Origin of the sequence: Rhizobium sp. BK418 (assembly GCF_004341105.1) — a bacterium.
GTDB lineage: Bacteria > Pseudomonadota > Alphaproteobacteria > Rhizobiales > Rhizobiaceae > Rhizobium.
Window position 1 is genome coordinate 665,616 of the sequence record NZ_SLZK01000003.1, and the last position, 21,028, is coordinate 686,643.

General features: G+C 61.0%; 20 protein-coding genes. 9 read left to right on the top strand and 11 right to left on the bottom strand.

What is annotated here, in order from left to right:
• Window positions 1-5: 5 nt before the first annotated feature.
• The 3 genes from pncA to EV281_RS14745 form a co-directional block, all read right to left on the bottom strand.
• Complete coding sequence (gene pncA / locus EV281_RS14730) at window positions 6-632, bottom strand: bifunctional nicotinamidase/pyrazinamidase (RefSeq protein ID WP_132653826.1); 627 nt, start codon at window positions 630-632, stop codon at window positions 6-8.
• A gap of 366 nt (window positions 633-998) precedes the next feature.
• Window positions 999-1,496 (bottom strand): hypothetical protein, encoded by a 498-nt coding sequence (locus EV281_RS14740; protein ID WP_132653827.1) that lies wholly within the window; start codon window positions 1,494-1,496, stop codon window positions 999-1,001.
• Between the two features lie 161 nt (window positions 1,497-1,657).
• A complete protein-coding gene (locus EV281_RS14745; protein WP_132653828.1) occupies window positions 1,658-4,153 on the bottom strand; it encodes a UvrD-helicase domain-containing protein in 2,496 nt (831 codons plus the stop codon).
• A gap of 171 nt (window positions 4,154-4,324) precedes the next feature.
• Here EV281_RS14745 and EV281_RS14750 point away from each other — a divergent pair, with 171 nt between their 5' ends.
• Window positions 4,325-4,594, top strand: coding sequence for a hypothetical protein (locus EV281_RS14750; protein WP_132653829.1), 270 nt, complete (start codon window positions 4,325-4,327; stop codon window positions 4,592-4,594).
• Window positions 4,595-4,603: 9 nt separating this feature from the next.
• On the opposite strand, the gene EV281_RS14755 is transcribed toward EV281_RS14750, so the two are convergent.
• The 6 genes from EV281_RS14755 to EV281_RS14780 all read right to left on the bottom strand — a co-directional run bounded on the left by EV281_RS14755 (window position 4,604) and on the right by EV281_RS14780 (window position 9,768).
• A complete protein-coding gene (locus tag EV281_RS14755) occupies window positions 4,604-5,281 on the bottom strand; it encodes a YoaK family protein (protein ID WP_132654318.1) in 678 nt (225 codons plus the stop codon).
• A 155-nt stretch (window positions 5,282-5,436) separates the two neighbouring features.
• On the bottom strand, window positions 5,437-6,258 hold the full coding sequence (locus EV281_RS14760; protein WP_132653830.1) for an alpha/beta hydrolase: 822 nt from the start codon (window positions 6,256-6,258) through the stop codon (window positions 5,437-5,439).
• Window positions 6,259-6,388: 130 nt separating this feature from the next.
• Window positions 6,389-6,817, bottom strand: coding sequence for a DoxX family protein (locus EV281_RS14765; RefSeq protein WP_132653831.1), 429 nt, complete (start codon window positions 6,815-6,817; stop codon window positions 6,389-6,391).
• A 10-nt stretch (window positions 6,818-6,827) separates the two neighbouring features.
• On the bottom strand, window positions 6,828-8,714 hold the full coding sequence (locus EV281_RS14770) for an amidohydrolase (protein ID WP_132653832.1): 1,887 nt from the start codon (window positions 8,712-8,714) through the stop codon (window positions 6,828-6,830).
• A 27-nt stretch (window positions 8,715-8,741) separates the two neighbouring features.
• The gene (locus EV281_RS14775) at window positions 8,742-9,011 is read right to left on the bottom strand and encodes a XapX domain-containing protein (protein WP_132653833.1); all 270 of its coding nucleotides are present in this window, start codon (window positions 9,009-9,011) and stop codon (window positions 8,742-8,744) included.
• Window positions 9,012-9,078: 67 nt separating this feature from the next.
• Complete coding sequence (locus EV281_RS14780) at window positions 9,079-9,768, bottom strand: hydrolase (RefSeq protein ID WP_132653834.1); 690 nt, start codon at window positions 9,766-9,768, stop codon at window positions 9,079-9,081.
• Window positions 9,769-10,076: 308 nt separating this feature from the next.
• Between EV281_RS14780 and EV281_RS14785 the strand changes: the two genes are divergently transcribed.
• The 5 genes from EV281_RS14785 (at window position 10,077) to EV281_RS14805 (ending at window position 17,449) form a co-directional block, all read left to right on the top strand.
• A complete protein-coding gene (locus tag EV281_RS14785; protein ID WP_132653835.1) occupies window positions 10,077-10,559 on the top strand; it encodes a VOC family protein in 483 nt (160 codons plus the stop codon).
• A gap of 192 nt (window positions 10,560-10,751) precedes the next feature.
• Complete coding sequence (locus EV281_RS14790; protein ID WP_132653836.1) at window positions 10,752-11,540, top strand: AraC family transcriptional regulator; 789 nt, start codon at window positions 10,752-10,754, stop codon at window positions 11,538-11,540.
• A 244-nt stretch (window positions 11,541-11,784) separates the two neighbouring features.
• On the top strand, window positions 11,785-13,017 hold the full coding sequence (locus EV281_RS14795) for an efflux RND transporter periplasmic adaptor subunit (RefSeq protein WP_132653837.1): 1,233 nt from the start codon (window positions 11,785-11,787) through the stop codon (window positions 13,015-13,017).
• Complete coding sequence (locus EV281_RS14800; protein ID WP_132653838.1) at window positions 13,014-16,169, top strand: efflux RND transporter permease subunit; 3,156 nt, start codon at window positions 13,014-13,016, stop codon at window positions 16,167-16,169. Before EV281_RS14795 ends, EV281_RS14800 begins: the two co-directional genes overlap by 4 nt.
• Window positions 16,170-16,450: 281 nt before the next feature.
• Complete coding sequence (locus tag EV281_RS14805) at window positions 16,451-17,449, top strand: flagellin (protein WP_132653839.1); 999 nt, start codon at window positions 16,451-16,453, stop codon at window positions 17,447-17,449.
• Window positions 17,450-17,507: 58 nt separating this feature from the next.
• Here the strand turns inward: EV281_RS14805 and EV281_RS14810 are convergent, their stop codons facing one another.
• Window positions 17,508-18,101 carry an NAD(P)H-dependent oxidoreductase gene (locus EV281_RS14810; RefSeq protein ID WP_132653840.1) on the bottom strand — a complete coding sequence of 198 codons (594 nt, stop codon included), beginning with the start codon at window positions 18,099-18,101 and terminating at the stop codon, window positions 17,508-17,510.
• A 77-nt stretch (window positions 18,102-18,178) separates the two neighbouring features.
• On the opposite strand from EV281_RS14810, the gene EV281_RS14815 reads away from it, so the two are divergent.
• Together EV281_RS14815 and EV281_RS14820 are read left to right on the top strand one after the other, a co-directional pair.
• Window positions 18,179-18,589: a helix-turn-helix domain-containing protein gene (locus EV281_RS14815; RefSeq protein WP_132653841.1), complete on the top strand. Its 411-nt coding sequence runs from the start codon at window positions 18,179-18,181 to the stop codon at window positions 18,587-18,589.
• A gap of 156 nt (window positions 18,590-18,745) precedes the next feature.
• Window positions 18,746-19,411: an OmpA family protein gene (locus tag EV281_RS14820; RefSeq protein WP_132653842.1), complete on the top strand. Its 666-nt coding sequence runs from the start codon at window positions 18,746-18,748 to the stop codon at window positions 19,409-19,411.
• 65 nt (window positions 19,412-19,476) lie between these two features.
• On the opposite strand, the gene EV281_RS14825 is transcribed toward EV281_RS14820, so the two are convergent.
• Complete coding sequence (locus tag EV281_RS14825) at window positions 19,477-19,884, bottom strand: DUF2000 family protein (protein WP_112541292.1); 408 nt, start codon at window positions 19,882-19,884, stop codon at window positions 19,477-19,479.
• 32 nt (window positions 19,885-19,916) lie between these two features.
• Between EV281_RS14825 and EV281_RS14830 the strand changes: the two genes are divergently transcribed.
• Entirely contained in the window at window positions 19,917-20,834 is a 918-nt protein-coding gene (locus EV281_RS14830) for an AraC family transcriptional regulator (protein WP_132653843.1), read from the top strand.
• Window positions 20,835-21,028: the final 194 nt, after the last annotated feature.

Consider the following 21,028-nt stretch of genomic DNA (forward strand, 5'->3'; position numbering starts at 1 on the left):
ACCGCTTATTCGCTTAAAACGTCCGTACTTTTGACGATATCGATGCCGTGTCCGCGCATCTCATCGATGGCGGCGGCAACACCTTCAGGTGTGATGCCGCGGCTTGCATCCTCGATGAAGCGGACTTTGACGCCCGGGATCATGGCCAGTGCATCGAGGGCGGAAAATTTCACGCAATAATCAGTTGCAAGCCCGCAGACGTCGAGCTCGGTCACACCTTGGCCCTCTAGAAAATCGGCAAGGCCGGTCGCGGCATACTGATCATTGTCACGGAAGGCGGAGTAGCTGTCGACGCTCTTGTCCTCACCCTTCTGCTGGATGAGGTCGATCTGCGCCGAGCGAAGATCGGGGTGCAGCTCGGCGTCGCGTGTGTATTGCACACAATGATCCGGCCACATCATCTGCGGCTTGCCCGACAGCACGCCCATTTCGAAGGGTTTTTTGCCGGGATGGGATGAGGCGAAGCTGCCGTGGCCGGGCGGGTGCCAATCCTGCGAAGCGACGATGAGATCGTACCTGCCGCTGTCGATCAGGCTGTTTGCCACAGGGACGACTTTGTCGCCATCGGGAACCGGCAGGTTACCTCCGGGACAGAAACCGTTCTGAATATCGACCAGCAGCAACGCCTTCATCACGTTATCCCTTACGCATGTCGCACCGCAAAATGCCAACCGATGTCAGCGCTATCAACTAGTGGATTTCCGGGGGGCAAGGCGCAAGTACTATTTCTCGTATGGAGAGTGGCAAATGGCAGCATCGGCATATTTTTCCGCTGGCGTTCATCCTATGCGGGAGTAGCGCGAGTATCTCACCCATCCTATACGGATTCGTGCAAGGCTATCGGATCGGGTGCCTGAAAACCAGATCGTCGAGATCACCGTCCTGGCGTGCTGCAGTTGCGTCCGGCACGGCGCCAGCACAAGCAGCGGCGAAGGGAGGGGCTTTGTGAGCGATTAAGCGGTCTGTCATCGAGGCTCCCCCGGCGGAGCCTCATGAGATCAGGCCGTCTGGTCGCTGTCGCCGGTGGCGGCAGGCGAAGTGCCATAGGTGGTCTGGTATGCACGAAGCGCAGTCTGCATGTCGGTCATCACTTTGGCCATCAGGCCGCCGTCATCGTCGCCGCCGCCGGCGGCGGCAATTTTCTGCGGGTCGGCGGACAGGATTTCCGACGTGGTCAACTTGCCGTCGCCATTTGAATCCAGGGCAGAAAGCGCGCCCTTGGCATTGTCGCCATTGGCATCGGTGCCGGATTGGCTGTCGCTGTCATCGGTTTTCTGGAGCGAGAGCATGAGCGCCAGAATATCGGCTGCGATCTTCCGGACGACATCGGCGCCCGAGGAATCGTCGTCGCCGGTGGACGAGTTACTCGCCGTCGAGGACTGTGAGGCGGCAGCGAGCTCGTCCGCCGAGACGACGCCGTCACCGTTCTTATCGAGTGGATTGAGGGGGGCTTGATACTGGGTCAGCGTGCTGCCCAGGGTCGAAACACTGGTCACTTGAACCTCCTTTGAAGGTCTTGTGAAGCCCACCTTTCATGGGCGGGCATTGACCGGGCTAGGCCGATTTGTGAGTCGGGTCAAAGCGGCGTTTTGTCATCTGGGGAAGTGCATGTGGCTGGGCCTGCGATTCCTGACGACGGGCCAAGACAGTGGAGCGGTCAGACCCGCTCCACAAACCCGTCGAGCACGCGTTTCTGGCCGGCGCGGTCGAAATCGATCGTCAGCTTATTGCCTTCGATGCCTGATATGGAGCCGTTGCCGAATTTGATGTGGAAGACGCGGTCGCCGATGGAGAATCGGGAGGGTTCGGTCGCGGTGGATTTGGCCACCAGCTCGCCCTCGATGGTGCGGCCGCGCGGGCCGCTTTCGCCGTAGCCGATGCGTTCCACGGCGTGGCCGGAGCGGGTGCCCCAATTGTCGCGGGTGGCGTCGGTCTTGTTCTGCTGGGCGCGTTTCCAGCCGGGGGTGGAATAGGAGTTGGAGAAGGGGTCGGCCTTGTCGAAGCGCGATTGGCCGTAACCGCCGCCGCGGCCGTAGCCACCATAATTCTGCTCCATCTCGGCGACTTCCACATGGGTTTCCGGCAGTTCATCGAGAAAGCGCGAGGGAATGGTAGACTGCCAAAGGCCGTGGATGCGGCGATTGGAGACGAACCAGATGTGGCAATGGTGCTTGGCGCGGGTGATGCCGACATAGGCGAGGCGACGTTCTTCCTCGAGGCCGGCGCGGCCGGATTCATCGAGGGAGCGCTGATGCGGGAAGAGGCCTTCTTCCCAACCGGGCAGGAAGACGGTGTCGAATTCCAGACCCTTGGCCGAGTGCAGTGTCATGATGGAGACGGCGTCGAGATCCTCGTTCTGCTCGGCATCCATGACCAGCGAGACATGCTCCAGGAAGCCGCGCATGGATTCGAAGCTTTCCATGGAACGGATCAGTTCCTTGAGGTTTTCAAGCCGGCCTGGCGCTTCCGCCGTCTTGTCGTTCTTCCACATGTCGGTGTAGCCGGACTCTTCCAGGATCTGCTCCGCAAGCTCGATATGCGGTGTGTTTTCAAGCAGTTCCTGCCATCGGCGGAAAGATTGAACCACGTCGAAAAGGGCCTTGCGGGCCTTCGGCTTCAGCTCGTCCGTCTCGATCATATCCGCGGCGGCCGCCAGCATCGGGATGTCGCGGGCGCGCGCATAATCGTGGAGCGCGCGCACCGTCGTATCGCCGAGGCCGCGCTTCGGTGTGTTGATGATGCGTTCGAAGGCGAGGTCGTCGGCGGGCTGGGCGACGAGGCGGAAATAGGCCATGGCATCGCGGATTTCGAGGCGCTCATAGAAGCGCGGGCCGCCGATGACGCGGTAGTTCAGGCCGAGCGTGACGAATCGATCTTCGAATTCGCGCATCTGGAAGGAGGCGCGCACCAGGATCGCCATGTCGTTCAGCAAATGCTTCTTGCCGTCGGCATCGCCGCGCTGCAAGCGCTCGATTTCCTCGCCGATGGCGCGGGCTTCCTCCTCGGAATCCCATGATGCATGGACCTGCACCTTGACGTCGTCAGGGTCGGATCGATCGGTGAAGAGCGTCTTGCCGAGACGGCCTTCATTATAGGTGATGAGATGGGCGGCGGCACCGAGGATATGGGCCGTCGAGCGATAGTTGCGCTCCAGCTTGATCACCTTGGCGCCCGGAAAATCCTTCTCGAAGCGCAGGATATTGTCCACTTCCGCGCCGCGCCAGCCATAGATCGACTGGTCGTCGTCGCCGACGCAGCAGACATTCTGCGGCTCGCCCTTGGGGCGCTGGGCGAGAAGCCGCAGCCACATATATTGGGTGGTGTTGGTGTCCTGATACTCATCGACGAGGATATAGCGGAACTTTTGGTGATATTCCTTGAGCAGATCCGGCTGCTTGCGGAAGATCGCGATCGGATGCATGAGGAGATCGCCGAAATCGCAGGCGTTCAGCGTCGAAAGGCGGCTCTGATAGGCGAAATAGAGATCGCGACCGCGGCCATTGGCGAAGGCGCGTGCATCGCCTTCCGGAATATCGGCGGGGCCGAGGCCCTTGTTCTTCCAGGTATCGATCATGCCGGCGAACTGCTTGGCCGACCAGCGCTTGTCGTCGAGGCCTTCGGCCTGGATCAGTTGCTTGATGAGGCGGATCACGTCGTCGGTATCGAGAATGGTGAAATCGGAGCGCAGGCCGACGAGTTCGGCATGGCGGCGCAAGAGCTTGACACCGATGGAGTGGAACGTACCGAGCCAGGGCATGCCTTCGACGGCGCCGCCGACGAGAAGCGCGATGCGCTCCTTCATCTCGCGGGCGGCCTTGTTGGTGAAGGTCACCGCAAGGATCTGCGACGGGAAGGCGCGGCCGGTTGAGAGGATATGGGCGATACGGGTGGTGAGTACGCGCGTCTTGCCGGTGCCGGCACCGGCGAGCACGAGGACCGGGCCTTCCAGAGTCTCGACCGCTTCGCGCTGTTCCGGATTGAGGCCGGCGAGATAATCGGGGCGGGCACCATCACGGGCCGCCATGGCGCGGGCGGCAATACCGCCGCCGGCAGCGGGCGCCCTTGGGGCAGGTGCCACAGGCTGCTGCGGCTTACGCGGCGCTTCGCCCGGTTCTTCGTCGAAGAAGGGCATATCGTCGAAACTATTGCTCATGGCGCGTAATGTAGTGATTCGGGAAGGAAAGACCAGAAAGTTGTTCTGCTTTCATTCCCGGCGGCTCAGCTATCCTCAGGCGGTTTGCCTAGCCTAATCTGAACTCCGCCTTGGAGTTGTGGTCATACCGGACCTCAATTATGGTCTCGCGCCAGCCTCGGGGGGAGCTCTATGCATATCATCGCCATTCTTGCCAACCTGATTCTCATGGTCGTCGTTATGACGTTGGTCGCAGGCAACGGCTTGCCGGACGGTGGAGCAGGGCTCGGAATCCTTGCGGCTGCCATTGCGGCTCCTGTCTTGAGCATAGTCGCATTGCTGCGACGCAATGGATCGATTTCGGAACTCATTTCGCTTGAGATCCAAGCCCGGAAGATGACGCTGCGGCAGCGTATTGCCGAGGCGGAGGCCAAGGCCGCCGGCAATGACGTCAGCGGCTAGGCGCTGCTTTCAAGCGGCCTGCGGGCCGGCGAAAGCGAGACAGACTGACACGAGCGCAAAGAGCGGCGGTAGCGCGAAGCACCAGGTGCCGACGGTGGCATAGAGCAGGGCGGCAAGGCCGCAGCCGAGCGCAAAGGCGAATACAGCAACCGCCATGCGCGACAGGCGGGTCCTTATTGGCTTTGCCTGGTCGCCGGCGCTGCCATGGGCAAGATCGGCAAGGTCGATCATGATCTGCGTCGTGGTACCGGTCATGAGCGTGCTCGGAGGTGCCGCGCCGAGATGGATGCGGTGAGCGGCGTTCTGGATCGCCATGGCGATGACGAGCAGCATGCCGGTCGCGACCAGAGGCAGACCATCCGGGTTGGTAAAGGGCGAAAGCCAGATGGCGCAGGCACCGCCGGCAATCAGGAAGACAAGCTTGATCACGAGCAGGATGCGCAGGCCTTTCTCGTCGCCCGGCGGCACATTGTGGGTGAGGTAACGCAGTGCAAGGATCGTCAGGCAGAAGACCGGCAGCGCCAGAAGCTTGGCGATGATACCTGATGTGCCGTGGGTCAGTGCTGCACCGAGGGTCACGAAGTTGCCGGTGACATGGGCGGGGAAGAGGCCGCCAAGCGCCAGGAAGCCTGCCGTATCGACATAACCACCGGTAAGGCTCAGAAGCACGGGCAGGGCTGGGCGCATCATCTTTTCTCCTTTTGTTGGCCGCTTGGCTCACTCTGCCGCGACGGCGTGGATTTCGGCAATATGGCGGCCGTGCAATTCCATCACGGCAGGTCCGCGTCGTCCAAGGCGGCGCGGACCTGGTAAGTCGAAGGAGACGCCAAGACCGGCGGTGTTTACGCCTTGATAAAAGCAAGAACGTCGGCGTTGAACTTATCGGCCTCTGTCTGGGCGAGGCCGTGCGGGGCGCCCGGATAGACCTTCAGCGTGCCGTTCTTCAGGAGTTTGATGCCCTTTTCGGCGGCCGCCTTGATCGGCACGATCTGGTCGTCATCGCCATGGATGAGCAGGGCCGGAACGTCGATCTTCTTGAGATCTTCGCTGTAATCGATCTCGGAAAATTCATGGATGCAGTCGTAATGGCCCTTGATGCCGCCGGCCATGCCCATCAGCCAGAAGGTTTCACGCAGACCTTCGTTGACCTTGGCGCCATCGCGGTTGAAGCCGTAGAAGGGCATGGTCAGATCGCGGTAGAATTGCGAGCGGTCGCCGGCTGTGCCTTTGCGGATGCCGTCGAAGACTTCGATCGGCGTGCCCTCGGGATTGGCGGGCGTCTTCAGCATCAGCGGCGGCACGGCGCCGACGAGCACGACTTTGGCGACGCGGCTGGTGCCATGGCGGCCGATATAATGAGCGACTTCGCCGCCGCCCGTGGAATGACCGACCATGATGAGGTTCTTGAGATCGAGCTTCTCGATCAACCCCGCGAGGTCATCGGCATATTGATCCATATTGTTGCCGTTCCACGGCTGCGAGGACCGGCCATGGCCGCGGCGGTCATGGGCGATGACGCGGTAGCCCTGCTGAGCGAAATAGAGCATCTGCACTTCCCAAGCATCGCCCGACAGAGGCCAGCCGTGGGAGAAGAGGATCGGCTGACCGCTGCCCCAATCCTGATAGTAAATTGTTGTTCCGTCTTTGGTAGTGATGGTCGGCATTGAAATTGTCCTATGCTGGGGGTTGGCAGGGTCTGCGCCCTGGAGGCGGATGGGTTGCACCGTGGTGCTGGCAGGGGCAGGAAACATTTTTGCCGGTGTCAGCGTAAGTGATGCTTAGGTGCAGGTTGCCCTATGCTTTTTCCCTGAGATCGAGCCAGGCGACGAGCAGGAAGCCGCCGACGAGGCCCAGATGTTCGAAGAAGGAATTGGCGGCCATGAAGCGCTCCATTCCCGTGGGCAACTCCCAGAACCGCAGCGCGAGGAAGGTTGCAAGCAGCGTGAAGCCGCCGAGCGCGAGCGCACCGAGCCAGCGGAAAAACCCGGCGAGAATCATGAGCGAGGCGGCAAGCTCCAGGGCGATGACGATCATCGCAAAGACTGGCGCGGGCGAGAGGCCGAAATGGGTCATTTCGCCGATCGCGCCGGCAAAATCCGTTGCCTTGTTGAGGCCGCCCTGCAGATAGGCGGCGCAGAGGCCGAGATAGGCGATGAAGCGCACAAAGGCCGCGCCAAAGAGAGGGCGGGCGAGGGACGCAAGTCGGATTTCAAGGGCATGCATGCATCTATCCTCAGACGGCCCAGCAGGCGCAGCCGAGCGCACCCCAGAAGCTCTTGAGATCGGAGACGGGCGCCTTCGAACTCCAGGCATTGGCGTGCGCATGGCCGTGGACATTGCAATCGTTGGCGCATCCGCAGGAAGAGATCAGGCGGCGGTGCAGCGAGTTCTTGCCCGCTCCTTCAGGTTCGCCCCAGGCGGCATAACCCTTGAAACTGCGCACCGGCGACCAGTCGGGCATGGCGGGCGGGACTGGGTTTTCGTCGAAACTCGCGAAGGTGCCTGATCCATAGACGATCTTGCCGCCGACCATTGTGAGCTCCGAGGTGAGGAACGAGATTTCTTCTTCGGCGCAGGCGAAGAAATCCTTGTCGGGCACGATGAGATCGGCGAACTGGCCCTTCTCGATGCGGCCCTTCTTGCCTTCCTCGTTGGAGAACCAGGTAACATTCTCGGTCCACATGCGTAGCGCCGTCTCCCGGTCGAGGCAGTTACGGCGCGGATAGATCGCCATGCCGCCGACAGTACGGCCGGTGATCATCCAGGAGAGCGAGACCCACGGATTATAGGAGGCCACACGGGTGGCATCGGTGCCGGCGGAAACCTTTACGCCCTTTTCCAGCATACGGGCGACGGGCGGGGTCGCTTCGGCCGCACCCACGCCATAACGCTCGACAAAATATTCGCCCTGATAGGCCATGCGGTGCTGTACGGCGATGCCGCCGCCGAGCGCGGCGATACGGTCGATCGACCGTTCGGAAATCGTCTCGGCATGGTCGAAGAACCAGTTGAGGCCTTCGAGCGGGATATCCTGGTTGACCTTTTCGAAGACATCCAGAGCGCGGCTGATCGTCTCGTCATAGGTGGCGTGCAGGCGCCAGGGCCAGCGGTTTTCCGCAAGCACGCGCACGACCTCTTCCAGCTCGCCTTCCATTTCCGGCGGCATGTCGGGGCGCGGCTGGCGGAAATCCTCGAAGTCGGCAGCGGAAAAGACCAGCATTTCGCCGGCGCCGTTGTGGCGAAAGTAATCCGTGCCCTGCTTGTACTTCACCGAAGACGTCCAGTTCAGGAAGTCTTCCTTCTCCTGTTTCGGCTTCTGAGTGAAAAGATTGTAGGCGAGGCGCACGGTCATCTGGCCATCATCGGCGAGTTTCTGGATGACGGCATAATCATCAGGATAGTTCTGGAAGCCGCCGCCGGCGTCGATGACGCCTGTTACCCCGAGGCGATTCAGTTCGCGCATGAAGTGGCGGGTGGAATTGACCTGATAGTCGAAGGGCAGTTTCGGACCTTTGGCAAGTGTCGAATAGAGAATGCCGGCATTCGGTTTGGCAAGCAGTAGGCCGGTCGGGTTGCCGTTCGCATCGCGGGTGATCTCGCCGCCGGGCGGGTTCGGCGTGTCCTTCGTGTAGCCGACGGCACGCAGCGCGGCGCCATTCAGCAGCGCGCGGTCGTAGAGATGCAGGATGAAGACCGGGGTGTCGGGGGCGACCGCATTGATCTCCTCAATGGTCGGCAAGCGCTTTTCGGCGAACTGATGTTCCGTGAAGCCGCCGACGACGCGGACCCATTGCGGCGGCGGTGTAATGGCCACCTGGCGCTTCAGCATGTCCATGGCGTCGGCAAGCGAGCGCACACCATCCCAGCGCAGTTCCATGTTGAAGTTCAAGCCACCGCGCACGACGTGGGTGTGATTGTCGATCAGGCCGGGAAGGACGCGCCTGCCCTTGAGATCAATGACCTTCGTATCCGGGCCCTTGAGCGCCATGATCTCGGCGTCGTGGCCGACGGCGAGGAACTTTCCGTCCTTGATTGCGACGGCGCTGGCAGCCGGCTTGGAACGGTCGAGCGTGGTGATCAGGCCGTGATGCAAGATGAGGTCGGCGGTCGTATTTTCCATTGTCTTCGTCCTCGAGCGCGAGCGGTATCAGACCTTGTCGGAAGGCTTGACTTCGGAGGGGGCGTTGCCCTTCGGCAGATGGCCGAACATATGCGGCTTTATCTGGTTCAGCCATGAGACGGCTGCCGGCTCCCTGTTGATCAAGGTCTTCGCGAACGGGATGACCTGTTCGCCGACCAGGATGCCGAGAAGGCCGACGAGCGCCACGACCGGCGGGGCCGGCGAGCGGACGTTGAGCAGGCTGTAAACAATGCCGACGAGAAGGCCGGCTCCGAGGGAGAGGAGATAGATTTTCATTTGGGGCCTCGATTCATTGCGGCATGCAGGAGAGCGGAAGCGGCTGCGCCGCTCTCGCCGATCAGGCTTACTTGGCGGGGTTCGGGCCGATGCGCTCGCCATGTTTGACGCGTTCGGGTGCCTTGTGGACATGGGTATAGGCGTAATCCACGCCCATGCCGTAGGCGCCGGAATGTTCCTTCACGATTGTCGTCACGGCGTCATAGGTTTCGCGGCGTGCCCAGTCGCGCTGCCATTCCAGCAGCACCTGCTGCCAAGTGACGGGAACGCAACCGGCCTGCACCATGCGATCCATCGCATATTTATGAGCATCGACCGATGTGCCGCCCGAGGCATCGGCGACCATGTAGATCTCATAGTCGGTGTCGTGCATGCAGGAGAGTGCGAATGTCGTGTTGCAGACTTCCGTCCAGAGGCCTGACACGACGACCTTTTTGCGGCCGCTGGCGGCATTCTTCGCCAGGGCATCGCGGACGTTCTGATCGTCCCAGGAATTCATCGAGGAGCGCTCGAGAATGGTGTTTTCCGGGAAGACGGCCAGCAGTTCCGGATAGGTATGGCCGGAGAAGGCCTCGGTCTCGACCGTGGTGATCGTTGTCGGCACCTTGAACGTCTTGGCAGCTTTGGCGAGACCGACCACGTTGTTCTTCAAGGTCTGGCGGTCGATGGACTGCACGCCGAAGGCCATCTGCGGCTGCTGGTCGATGAAGATCAGCTGGCTGTTCTGCGGTGTGAGGACTTCAAGATATTTCGACATTCTCGTTCTCCCTAGTCATGAGGCCTTGAAGGCAAGGATTGGACCGTCAAGCGCCGCTTCGGAAGCTTGCGGTGAATCGCTTTCCCCGACGTGCGAGGCCGCGATTTGACGGGAACCTACTTGGCAAAAGCCAAATCAGATTGTCGGTTCTCACCCTCTTTTGTCAAAAATTGCTTCCAGGTGCAGAGGTGGCAGGCAGGTATCGGAGCAGCCAAAGAGCCACCCAGAAATTTTTGCGCGGCGCTGTCGGGGTGGTCAGCGTTCGCGCGTCCTAGAGGCATGAACGACGACCAAAAGGAGGATGTTTCATGGTCAAGGTCATATCGCATCTCTGGTTTGCCGAAGGTGCCCGCGAGGCGGTGGAATTCTATGTTTCGCTGGTTCCCAATTCAGCAATCGGCGACATCACCACCGTGCCGGCGGAAACGCCGAGCGGCCCTCCAGGCAGTGTCGAAATTGTGGAGTTCACGCTCGGTGGCCAGAATTTCATCGCCATGCAGGCAGGGCCGTTCGAGCCGTTCAACCATGCCTATTCCGTGCAGATCATCTGCGAAGATCAGGCGGAGGTCGATCGTATCTGGAATGGGTTCATCGGCAACGGAGGTACGGCAGAACAATGCGGCTGGCTTAGGGATCGCTGGGGTCTTTCCTGGCAGATCGTGCCCAAGGCGCTAGCCGAGATGATGAGCGGCGCGCGCAAAGGCAATGCCAAGAAGATGACCGAGGCAATGCTGCAGATGGTCAAGCTCGATGTCGCAACGTTGGAAAAGGCCTTCCAGGAAGCGGCCTGAATCCCGTAAAGCAGAATGAACAGAGCGGACGGCGGCCCCGGAGAGGGGCTGCCGGTTTAATTCTCCCAGTGGATTTTGAGGGGAAATGATGTCATTGGGACAGCGGGAGGCAATTCGAAAACGGGGGTGATTGAATTGGCGTCTCGGCCACAGGTTTCATTGCTTCAAGCCGGTGCGGTGTCGATTGTGCGCATGCGCAGCAACAGCGCCGATCATGACGAGAGCGGGCCGATTCCCCAGGCCGATGCCTTTAGCGTCATCGCGCAGCTGAAGCCGTTCGACAACCATCGTCTGTGGCGCCGCGGCAAGCTCATCCATGACGGCGGCCATCCGGCAGGTGCGCTGGCGATCACCGATCTCGCAGAGGAATGGCGCTGCCATCATCGCTCCTCTTTCGATAACATGCGCTTCAATATATCTCGGCAAGGGCTTTCCGATTTCAGCTACGAGGCGGGGCGTTCCGGCTTTAGCGGGCTCGATTGCGGGCAGGGCCAGCTCGATCCGGTCGTGCAGGGGCTAGCCATGGCACTTCTGCCGGCGCTCAGCCAGCCAGCGCATGCCAGCGCGCTTTTCGTCGATCACGTCCTGCTGGCGCTGCAGGCGCATCTGGTAACGCGCTACGGCAAGGTCAACCTGCCCACCGAGCGCAGCGGCGGGCTTTCGGCACGCCAGCTCAACACGGCGACCGCCTTCCTTGCCTCGCTGACGGCGCGGGAGGCGACGATATCGGATGTCGCTGCGCAATGCGGCTTGTCGACCAGCTATTTCATCCGCGCCTTCAAAAAATCGACGGGCCGCACGCCGCATCGCTGGCTCATGGAATACCGGGCGGAGAAGGCGCGGCAGATGCTGCTTGGCACGGCGTCAATCGCCGAGATCGCGGTTGCCTGCGGTTTTGCCGACCAGAGCCATTTGACACGCATTTTTACGGCGCTGAATGGTGTTTCGCCGGGAACGTGGCGCCGGGAGCGCCGCATCTAGAGCATTTCCGTATTCGCTCGATCGGAGCACGGTTGCTGGAACTGGCCCCCAGCATTGCTCAAGTAAAAGTGAGCAGACGGGTTATTTTCAAAGTTTGCTGATATTACAAATCTGTAATGACGGGTGGTTACGCTTGCTGCCGGCCGGGTAAAGATGCGATATTGTCGCACCAGGCGAGACTCTTTGTCTCGCACGCCTCTCTCGACCGACCCTGGACAACCTCGAGTCCCTCCCGGAGACGTGAATGCCCTTTTGGAAGCAGTTTGTACTTTGCATCGTCGCGATTGTCGCCGGCTTTGCCGCGTGGGTTTATTTTGTGCCTGGTGCTGGCGAAACGATGCGTAATGCCGGAATTCCCGACAATATCGTTTCCATGATCGCGCCCACGGCTGAAGAAACGGCCGATGCCGGCGCGCAAGGCCAGGGCGGACAAAACCAGGGTGGACAAAACCAGGGTGGGCAGGGGCAGAACCGTCGCAGTGGCGGAGGCAACGGCGCAGGCGGCGGCCGCAATTCGGCTGTTCTCGTCGTCACACAGGCCGTGGTGCAGGGCACCGTCAACGATCGGCTGAACGCGATCGGCACGGGCGATGCGATCCGCTCCGTCGCGGTTACGCCGCAGGCAACCGGCACGATCCGCGAAATCCTCATCAAGTCGGGCAATACGGTCAAGCAGGGCCAGGTTCTCGCCAAGCTCGACAGCGAAGAGCAGGTGATCGCCCAGGGTCAGGCGCAGGTGGCGCTGAACAGTGCGCTTGAGAAGTCCAACCTCTATCACAACATCAAGTCCAGTGTGTCGCGCATGGACGTATTTGATTCCGAGATCGCCGAGCAGAATGCAAGGCTGCAGTTGCAGGCTGCCGACCTCAATCTCCAGCGCCGCAATATCGTGGCGCCGATCGACGGCATCGTCGGCATCGTGCCAGTCAATATCGGCGACAATGTCACGACTTCGACGCCGATCGTGACGCTTGATGACCGCACGGAAATCCTCGTCGACTTCTGGGTGCCGGAGCGCTTCGCCAATACAGTTTCCGTCGGTCAGGCGGTCGAGGCCACTTCGGTGGCCCGGCCGGGCAAGATCTTCTCCGGCGTGCTGGAGGCGGTCGATAACCGCATCGACTCCGCGAGCCGCACGTTGCGCCTGCGCGGACGTATCGACAATAGTTCGGATGAACTGCGCGCTGGCATGTCCTTTGCCGTCAGCATGAAATTCGCTGGTGACAAGTACCCGGCCGTCAATCCGCTGTCGGTGCAGTGGGATTCGCAAGGCTCCTTCGTCTGGCGGGTGACCGATGACAAGTCGCACAAGGTTCGTGTCACCGTCGTGCAGCGCAATCCGGACTACGTGCTGGTCAAGGCTGACTTGAAGGATGGCGATCAGATCGTCACGCAGGGTCTGCAGCGCGTGCGCGAGAACGGCGCGGTGCGGGTGGCGACCGACGTCGCCTCCAACGACAAGGTCAGCGCCCAATGAGCGTGACCGAGATCCACCCCGGCAAGCCAGAATCCAACAAGGCGACCTTCACCGCGCTTTTCGTGCGGCGCCCGATCCTGGCGCTCGTCTTCAACACGCTGATGGTGGTGGCAGGTCTCGCAGCCTATGTCGGCGTCGAAGTGCGTGAGCTGCCTGACGTCGACCGGCCTGTCGTGACGGTTCGTACCACCTTCGACGGCGCTTCGCCGCAGACGATCGACCAGGAGCTGACCAAGGTCATCGAAGGCGCTGTTGCTCGTGTCAGCGGTCTCAAGTCCATTTCGTCCAGCTCTTCGTTCGGTCAGAGCCGCGTGACGCTGGAATTCTCCGATTCCATCGATCTGGCGGTTGCCGCCAACGACGTGCGCGACGCGATCGGCCGCATCACTCAGAACCTGCCTGACGAGGCGGATGCGCCGCAGATCGTCAAGGCGGATTCTGATTCCTCGGCGATCATGCGCCTTGCGGTGACGTCCGATACGCTCAACATGGACGACCTGACGCAGCTCGTCGAAAACGAGGTGGTGGACCGTCTCGCCTCCGTCGACGGCGTTGCCGATGTCGAGGAATATGGCGATCAGGAAAAGGTCTTCCGTGTCGATGTCGATCAGGGCGCGCTCGCCAGCCGCGGTCTGACCGTCGGGGATCTGACCAAGGCACTCTCCAATGCGGCGCTCGACGTGCCGGCCGGATCGCTGAAGAGCATGATGCAGGATATCGTGGTGCGCGCCACTGCGAGCCTGCAGACTCCGGAAGATTTTCAGAACGTCATCCTGCAGGACAATGTGCGTCTTGGCGACGTTGCGACCGTAACGCTCGGGCCACGAGACGGCGAAACGGCGCTGCGTTCCAACGGCAAGCCGGGCATCGGTCTCGGCATCATCCGCCAGGCGCAGTCGAATACGCTGAATATTTCCGCCGGCATTCACGCTGCCGTCGACCAGCTTTCCAAGACGCTGCCGAAGGGCACGACGATCGCGATTACCAGTGACGACGCCGTGTTCATTCAGGGCGCGATCCACGAAGTGGTACTGGCGCTGCTGCTCTCTGCCGTCATCGTCACGGTTGTCATCTATCTCTTCCTGCGCGACTGGCGCGCCACGCTGATTCCATCGGTCTCCATGCCGGTGGCGCTGATCGGTACACTTGCCGCCATCTACATGGTCGGGTTCTCGATCAACATCCTGACGCTGCTTGCGATCGTGCTTGCAACCGGCCTCGTGGTCGACGACGCCATTGTCGTTCTCGAAAACATCGTGCGCAGGCGTTCCGAGGGCATGGGGCCGCGTGCGGCGGCCGTGCTCGGTACGCGCGAGGTGTTCTTCGCTGTTATCGCGACGACGGCCACCCTTGCTGCCGTTTTCATCCCGCTCTCCTTCCTGCCGGGGCAGGTGGGGGGCCTCTTCCGCGAATTCGGCTTCGTGCTTGCCTTCTCGGTCGGCCTGTCGTCGATCGTCGCGCTGACGCTGTGTCCAATGCTTGCCTCGCGGATGCTGACCAAGCCGATGATCGAGGATCACGGTTTGCTCGGCCGCTTTGGCGGGGCTTTCGCCGGCGCCTATAAATGGGCGCTGCATGCCTGTCTGAACGCCCCCGTCGTCGTCATCGTCTTCTCGCTCATCTTCGGCGGCGCTGCGGTAATCGCTTTCGGTACGGTCAAGAGCGAGCTGACGCCAGAGGAAGACCGCGCCATGGTAATGATGCGGCTGACGACGCCGCAGGGCTCCAGCCTCGAATATACGCGCGACAAGATGCAGCTGGTGGAAGAATATCTGCAGCCGCTCGTCGATAGCGGCGAGATCCGTAACGTCTTCTCGATCTCCGGCCAGGGCGGCTCGTCCAATAGCGGCTTCATGGTGCTGACGCTGGCGCCCTGGGGCGAACGTCACCGCACGCAAGCCGATATCGTGCGTGATATCAACCAGGCGGCTTTCAAGGTGCCAGCACTGCGCGGCAACGCGATCTCCTCGAACAGCCTGCGCATCCGCGGGGCCGGCAGCGGCTTGCAGATGGCGCTGATCGGCAACGATCACGAGGCACTGACGGCGGCGGCTGCTAGGCTCGTGCAACAACTCGATGCGAGCGGCCAGTATGATACGCCGCGCCTCAGCAACGAGCCGTCGCAGGCGCAGGTTTCCGTCGCTATCGACCGCGAACGGGCCTCCGATCTCGGAATCGACATTACCGGGCTTTCCACCGCCATTCAGTCGCTGCTCGAGGGACGCTCTGTGGTCGACGTCTTCGTCAACGGCGAATCCTATCCGGTGCTGTTGACCTCGACGATGCGGCCGATCGACGATCCGACCGATCTCGAAAACGTCTTCCTGAAAACCGGCGACGGCAAGATCGTGCCGATGTCGGTTATCGCCTCGTTGAAGGAAGGCTCGGTTGCGCCGCAGCTGAACCGCGAGCAGCAGCTCGCTTCCGTCGCGATCACTGCCGGCCTCAAGAACGGCATGTCGCTCGGCGATGCGGTGAAGAACGTCACGCAGGTGGCAGCGCCGCTGCTGCCGCCCGGCGCCCGCCTGCTGCCGCTCGCCGAAGCCGCGACGCTGGAGGAGAATTCGAGCGGCATGGCGCTCACCTTCGGCTTTGCGATCGTCATCATCTTCCTGGTGCTCGCCGCTCAGTTTGAAAGCGTGCTGTCGTCGCTGATCATCATGTCGACGGTGCCGCTCGGTCTTGCCTGCGCCGTCTTCGCGCTTGTCATCACCGGGTCCAGCCTCAACATCTACAGCCAGATCGGCCTCGTGCTGCTTGTCGGCGTCATGGCGAAGAACGGTATCCTGATCGTGGAATTCGCCAACCAGCTGCGCGATCATGGCGAGGATGTGCGCTCTTCGATCGAGAAGGCCTGCGCGCTTCGCCTGCGCCCGGTCATGATGACGATGATCGCCACCATCCTTGGCGGTGTTCCGCTGGTCTTTGCCCATGGTGCCGGTGCGGAAGCGCGTGTGGCACTCGGCTGGGTCATCGTTGGCGGCCTCGGCTTTGCAACGCTTGTGACGCTGTTCATCACGCCCGTCGCCTATCTGCTGATTGCCCGCTTCGCCAAGCCGCATGCCCATGAGGAAGCCCGCCTGCACGAGGAAATGACGCATGCGACGCGCCCGAAACCGGTGTCGGAGGAACAGCTTCAGGCTGCTGAGTAAGAGGGGCGAGTAAGCCTTTTCAATATTCTCGAAAAGCCCGACCGGATATCTCCGGCGGGTTTTTTATGGTGAATGAAGTCTTGTGGAATAAGATAAATTACTTCTGAACTTTAGCCGTTTGTTAAGCGTAACAGGCAATGATTGCGCTCAGTAACCGGTCGGTCTTCTCCAGTTTTCCGAAGGCCATTGCGCCGATTTTCCGGCGACGGCGGACATGAATGTCCGCGTGATTTCGGTACATCCTGTTTAGTTGCGTCCTGTTGTGTTTTGGAGTTCGTACCGTGAGTATTTATCAGCGCACCTCCGTGGATGCGGCGCTTTATGTGTTGCGTGACATTAATCGGAATATGACGGTGACGCAGAACCACGTTACGACGGGTCTGCGCGTCGAAAAGGCCCAGGACAATGCTGCTTATTGGTCGGTCGCAACGACAGCGCGTTCCGACAACAAGGCCCTGTCTGCCGTTCAGGATGCTCTCGGCATGGCGGCGGCCACGATGGGAACGGCGTCCGCCGGCGTCGATAGCGTCATTGACGTCGTCACCGAGATCAAGGCAAAGCTTGTCGCCGCGACGGAGCAGGGCGTCGACAAGACCAAGGTCGGCGAAGAGCTGGAACAGTTGAAAGCGCAGCTACGCAGCGTTTCCGAAGGCGCGGGCTTCAACAACGACAACTGGATCATCCTCGACAATACCACCACGCCGACGCAGCCGCGCCAGATCCCGGCCTCCTTCATCCGCAATTCGGACGGCACGGTATCCGTCGGCATGCTGAGCTACCATATCGACATCCCGCCGAGCGGCGCGACCTCTTCTAAGGATGCGCGCTATGTGATCGACGACCGGGCAGGCGGTACCGGCGAATATGGTGTGCTGACGTCCGCCTATTTCGCCACCGAACTCGGCACGACGCAGACTTGGGTGCTGACGAAGAGCAAGAACGGCAATACCGCCGGCCAGACGGAAATCGGCCTCACCGCGACGACCAGCAAACAGGATTTGAACGACATGATCAGCGTCGTCGATGCGGCGCTCGGACAACTGACGACCGTCGGCTCGGCCTTCGGCGCGCTCGAAAAGCGCATCAGCATACAGGACGACTTCGCCAAGAACCTGTCCGACAATATCACCTCGGGTATCGGCCGCCTCGTGGATGCCGATATGGAAGCCGAATCAAGCAAGCTCAAAGCATTGCAGACCCAGCAGCAGCTCGGCCTCCAGGCGCTGAATATCGCCAACGCCTCTTACGACAAGGTTCGCCAGCTCTTCCAGAACTTCTAATCCCGGTTCAATCCTGTAACCGCGCGGTGGGTCATGCCTGCCGCGCGGTTTTCCTGGCTCAGGCCTCGGCGGCCTTGGCAGCCATCGTCGCCTTTGCCCACCATGCCAGTTCGTCGAGGGCGGTCTTTGCCGTCTGGAGGAGGTTTGCTTCGATCTCGCTGATCGGCTTGTTGCCGAAGGCCGGATGCACAGCCATGAAATCGCCGCCGCCGATATGAACGGCAGCACGGGTGGAGACCATCTGCAGTTCCACGCCGATTCCTCGGAGATGTTCGACGGCGCGCGTCGCTCCGGTGCCGCCATAGCCGATGGCGGTGAAAGGCTTGCGGTTCCATTCCTTATAGGCCTGGTCGAGCGCATTCTTCAGGGAGGCCGTGATCGAGTGGTTATATTCGGCAACGACGAAGATGTAACCGTCGAAGCGACCAACCGTCTGCTGCCAGCGCACTGCTTCCGGGTTCTGGCTCGGCATCCACAGGTTCGATGCCATTTCGTCGAAGAAGGGGAGCGGATGATCGCGCAGGTCGATCAGTTCAACATCGAGATCTTCGCGGGCCTGGGCCTGTTTCAATATCCATTGTGCCGGGGCATCGGCAAATCGGGTGGGGCGGGTAGAGCCGATAATAACGGCGATGCGGGGCTTAGAATTCAAAGTAACCTCCTGTATGCTGGTTTCCAACGGTAACCAGATTACGGATGGTTTGCGGAATCGCACAAGGAGGCACTTTATTGAAACCAGATAACCGCGAGGAAACCGCCGCTTGCGAGGACATCGGCGATTGCGAACAGGTCCACGCCTGCGATCACATTAGTCGCCTGCTGGCACGTATCAGTGACAAGTGGAGTCTGCTGGTGGTGCGCGTGCTGGGTCATGGGCCTCTGCGCTTCAACGCCTTGCGCCGCGAAGTCGGCGAAATCAGCCAGAAGGTTCTGGCATCGACATTGCGGGAGCTGGAGGAGAACGGCTTCGTTTCCCGGACCGTCACGCCCACAACGCCGCCGCAGGTCGAATATGCGCTGACGGATCTCGGCCGGGAGTTCCTGGACCCGGTCCGGGGGCTTGCCGAATGGGTCGTTGCAAACTCGGCACGCATGGACGAGGCGCGGGCTGCCTATGCCAAGCGTCGCGGGCTCGGGTAGCGCATTCCTGACAAGAAAGCTGGTGATATCGGGGCACGGCTGCAACAGGCCGATGTTTCCTATGGGGAATTTGGATTATCAGATTAGTGTCTTCATCTTGTTGCCGCATTCCTTAATATCTGCTCGCACCAGCTTCGAACGGAGAACCTCCTGTCCATGATTAAGAAATTTATCCTTCTGGCCGTTGCGGCGAGCTACCTCTCAGCCTGCACGACGACCGATCCCTATACTGGTGAGCAGAAGGTATCGAACACCGCCGGCGGTGCTGCCCTTGGCGCGCTCGGCGGCGCTCTCGTCGGTGTCGCTGTCGGTGGCGGCGGCCACGGCAAGCGCAATGCGGCGCTGATCGGCGCCGGCATCGGCGCGCTCGCCGGCGGCGCGATCGGCAATTACATGGACCAGCAGGAAGCCGAGCTTCGCGCCCAGCTCGAAGGCACGGGCATTTCGGTCACCCGCCAGGGTGACAACATCATCCTCAACATGCCGTCGAACATCACCTTCGACGTCGACCAGGATGCGGTGAAACCCGGCTTCTATCCGACGCTGAATTCGGTGGCAATCGTGCTGCGCAAGTTCAACCGCACGCTCATCGACATCAACGGCCATACGGATTCGACGGGCAGCCTGCAGCATAATCAGGATCTCTCGGAACGCCGCGCTTCGTCGGTTGCCAGCTATCTGCAGGGCCAGGGCATCGATGGCCGCCGCGTTTCGGCCGTCGGTTTCGGCCCATCGCAGCCGATCGCTTCCAACGCATCCGAAGCCGGTCGCGCCCAGAACCGCCGCGTCGAAATCCAGATCGCGCCGATCACCCAGGGTTGATCGGCTACTTCCAGGCAACAGGAGGCCGGGCAATTGCCCGGCCTTTTTGTTTCGGCGAATTCGTCTCAATGCTGCATCGTCGCGCCCTTGGTGATCTTGTCGACGATCTTCTTGTCGGCCCTGAGCGCAATGCCGACGACCTTGGCGTCATCGGGGGCGTATTCGGCGAAGACGGCGCGATTGGCTGCGTCATGGCCGGTTGCAAACATTTCTTCAATGAAGACGGAGGAGGTCACGTCGCGCTCCAGCGCGCGGCGATGGATCGTCGATATCGTCGCTTCGTCGGCCGACAAGACGATGATCGGCTGGATGGATAGCGGGTTGTAGAGGTTGCCGGCGCGGTCCTTGTAGGGCTCGCCGATGATCTCAGGATATTGTCCGGCAATGCCTGTCGAGAGGAAAGCGGTGACATTCAGCTTCTGCCAGCCGGCAAGATTGTTTCGCAGGACGATCGCAATTTTGGTATCAAACATTTCAGTCTCTTTCATCAGGTAGTGACAGGGCATTGAGCCAGGATCTAACGTCACAGGTCTTCGAGGGTCTTGAACGTTTGTGCGAGCCGCAGGCGGGCACTGGCATCCTGACTGCGCCTGCCTTTCCCGGTATCGAGCGCATCGAGGCGCAATTTTCAGGCAATATGTTCGAGCCGCACCGGCATGATACCTATGCGCTGGGTGTGACGCTGCATGGCGTGCAGACCTTCACCTATCGCGGCGAACGGCGCTTCAGCATGCCGGGCCAGGTGATCGTGCTGCATCCCGACGAGGAGCATGATGGCGGGGCGGCCACCGAGGACGGGCTGCATTACCGCATGCTCTACATGGAGCCGGCGCTTTTGATGGAATGTCTGGCGGCGGAGAAGATCGGCTTGCCCTTTGTCGACCAGCCCGTCATTGACGATGGGGCGCTGGCGCAGGTGCTGCTCGCCGCCCTCGGCGAGCTCGACCGGGAGCTGGACGAGCTATTCGTCGACGATTTCGTCAGCCGTGTCGCGGGCGGCCTGTCGCGGCATTCACAGGTGCGCAGGCGGGCGCTGGGCACTGTTGCCTGGAAGCAGGTGCGGGCGGCACGTGATTATCTCGAGGCGCATGCGCTGAGGCCCGTGCGCTCCGGCGAACTGGAGAATATTACCGGCCTCGATCGTTTCACCCTGTCACGGCATTTCCGCTTGGCTTTCGCTACCAGCCCGCACCGCTACATGCTGATGCGACGGCTGCAGCAGGCGAAGGCGCTGATGGGCGAGGGGGAGAGTTTTGCTGATGTGGCCGCGGCGACGGGCTTTGCCGACCAGGCGCATTTCATCCGGCATTTCAAGAAGGCCTATGGCGTGACGCCTGGTCGCTGGGTGGGGCTTCAGCGATTTAATGCGGTGAATGCCCGCGATGGCGGGCTGTCACAGTCCTCGTTCGGAGAGCGGACTTAAACAGAAGCCCAATCCGTGGTCCGACGTGATCTCGTTTCCTACGTGGAGTTTGATCCCGTCCGCGCTCAGCGGCGCGTACATTTATCCATAAAATGGCATTATCATATGCATTTCCCATGCCTACAGCAATTAAGTTTGATGGAATAACCTGCTTTCAGGCATCGGCCGAATGGCTACGCGGCGGCGCCGGTCAG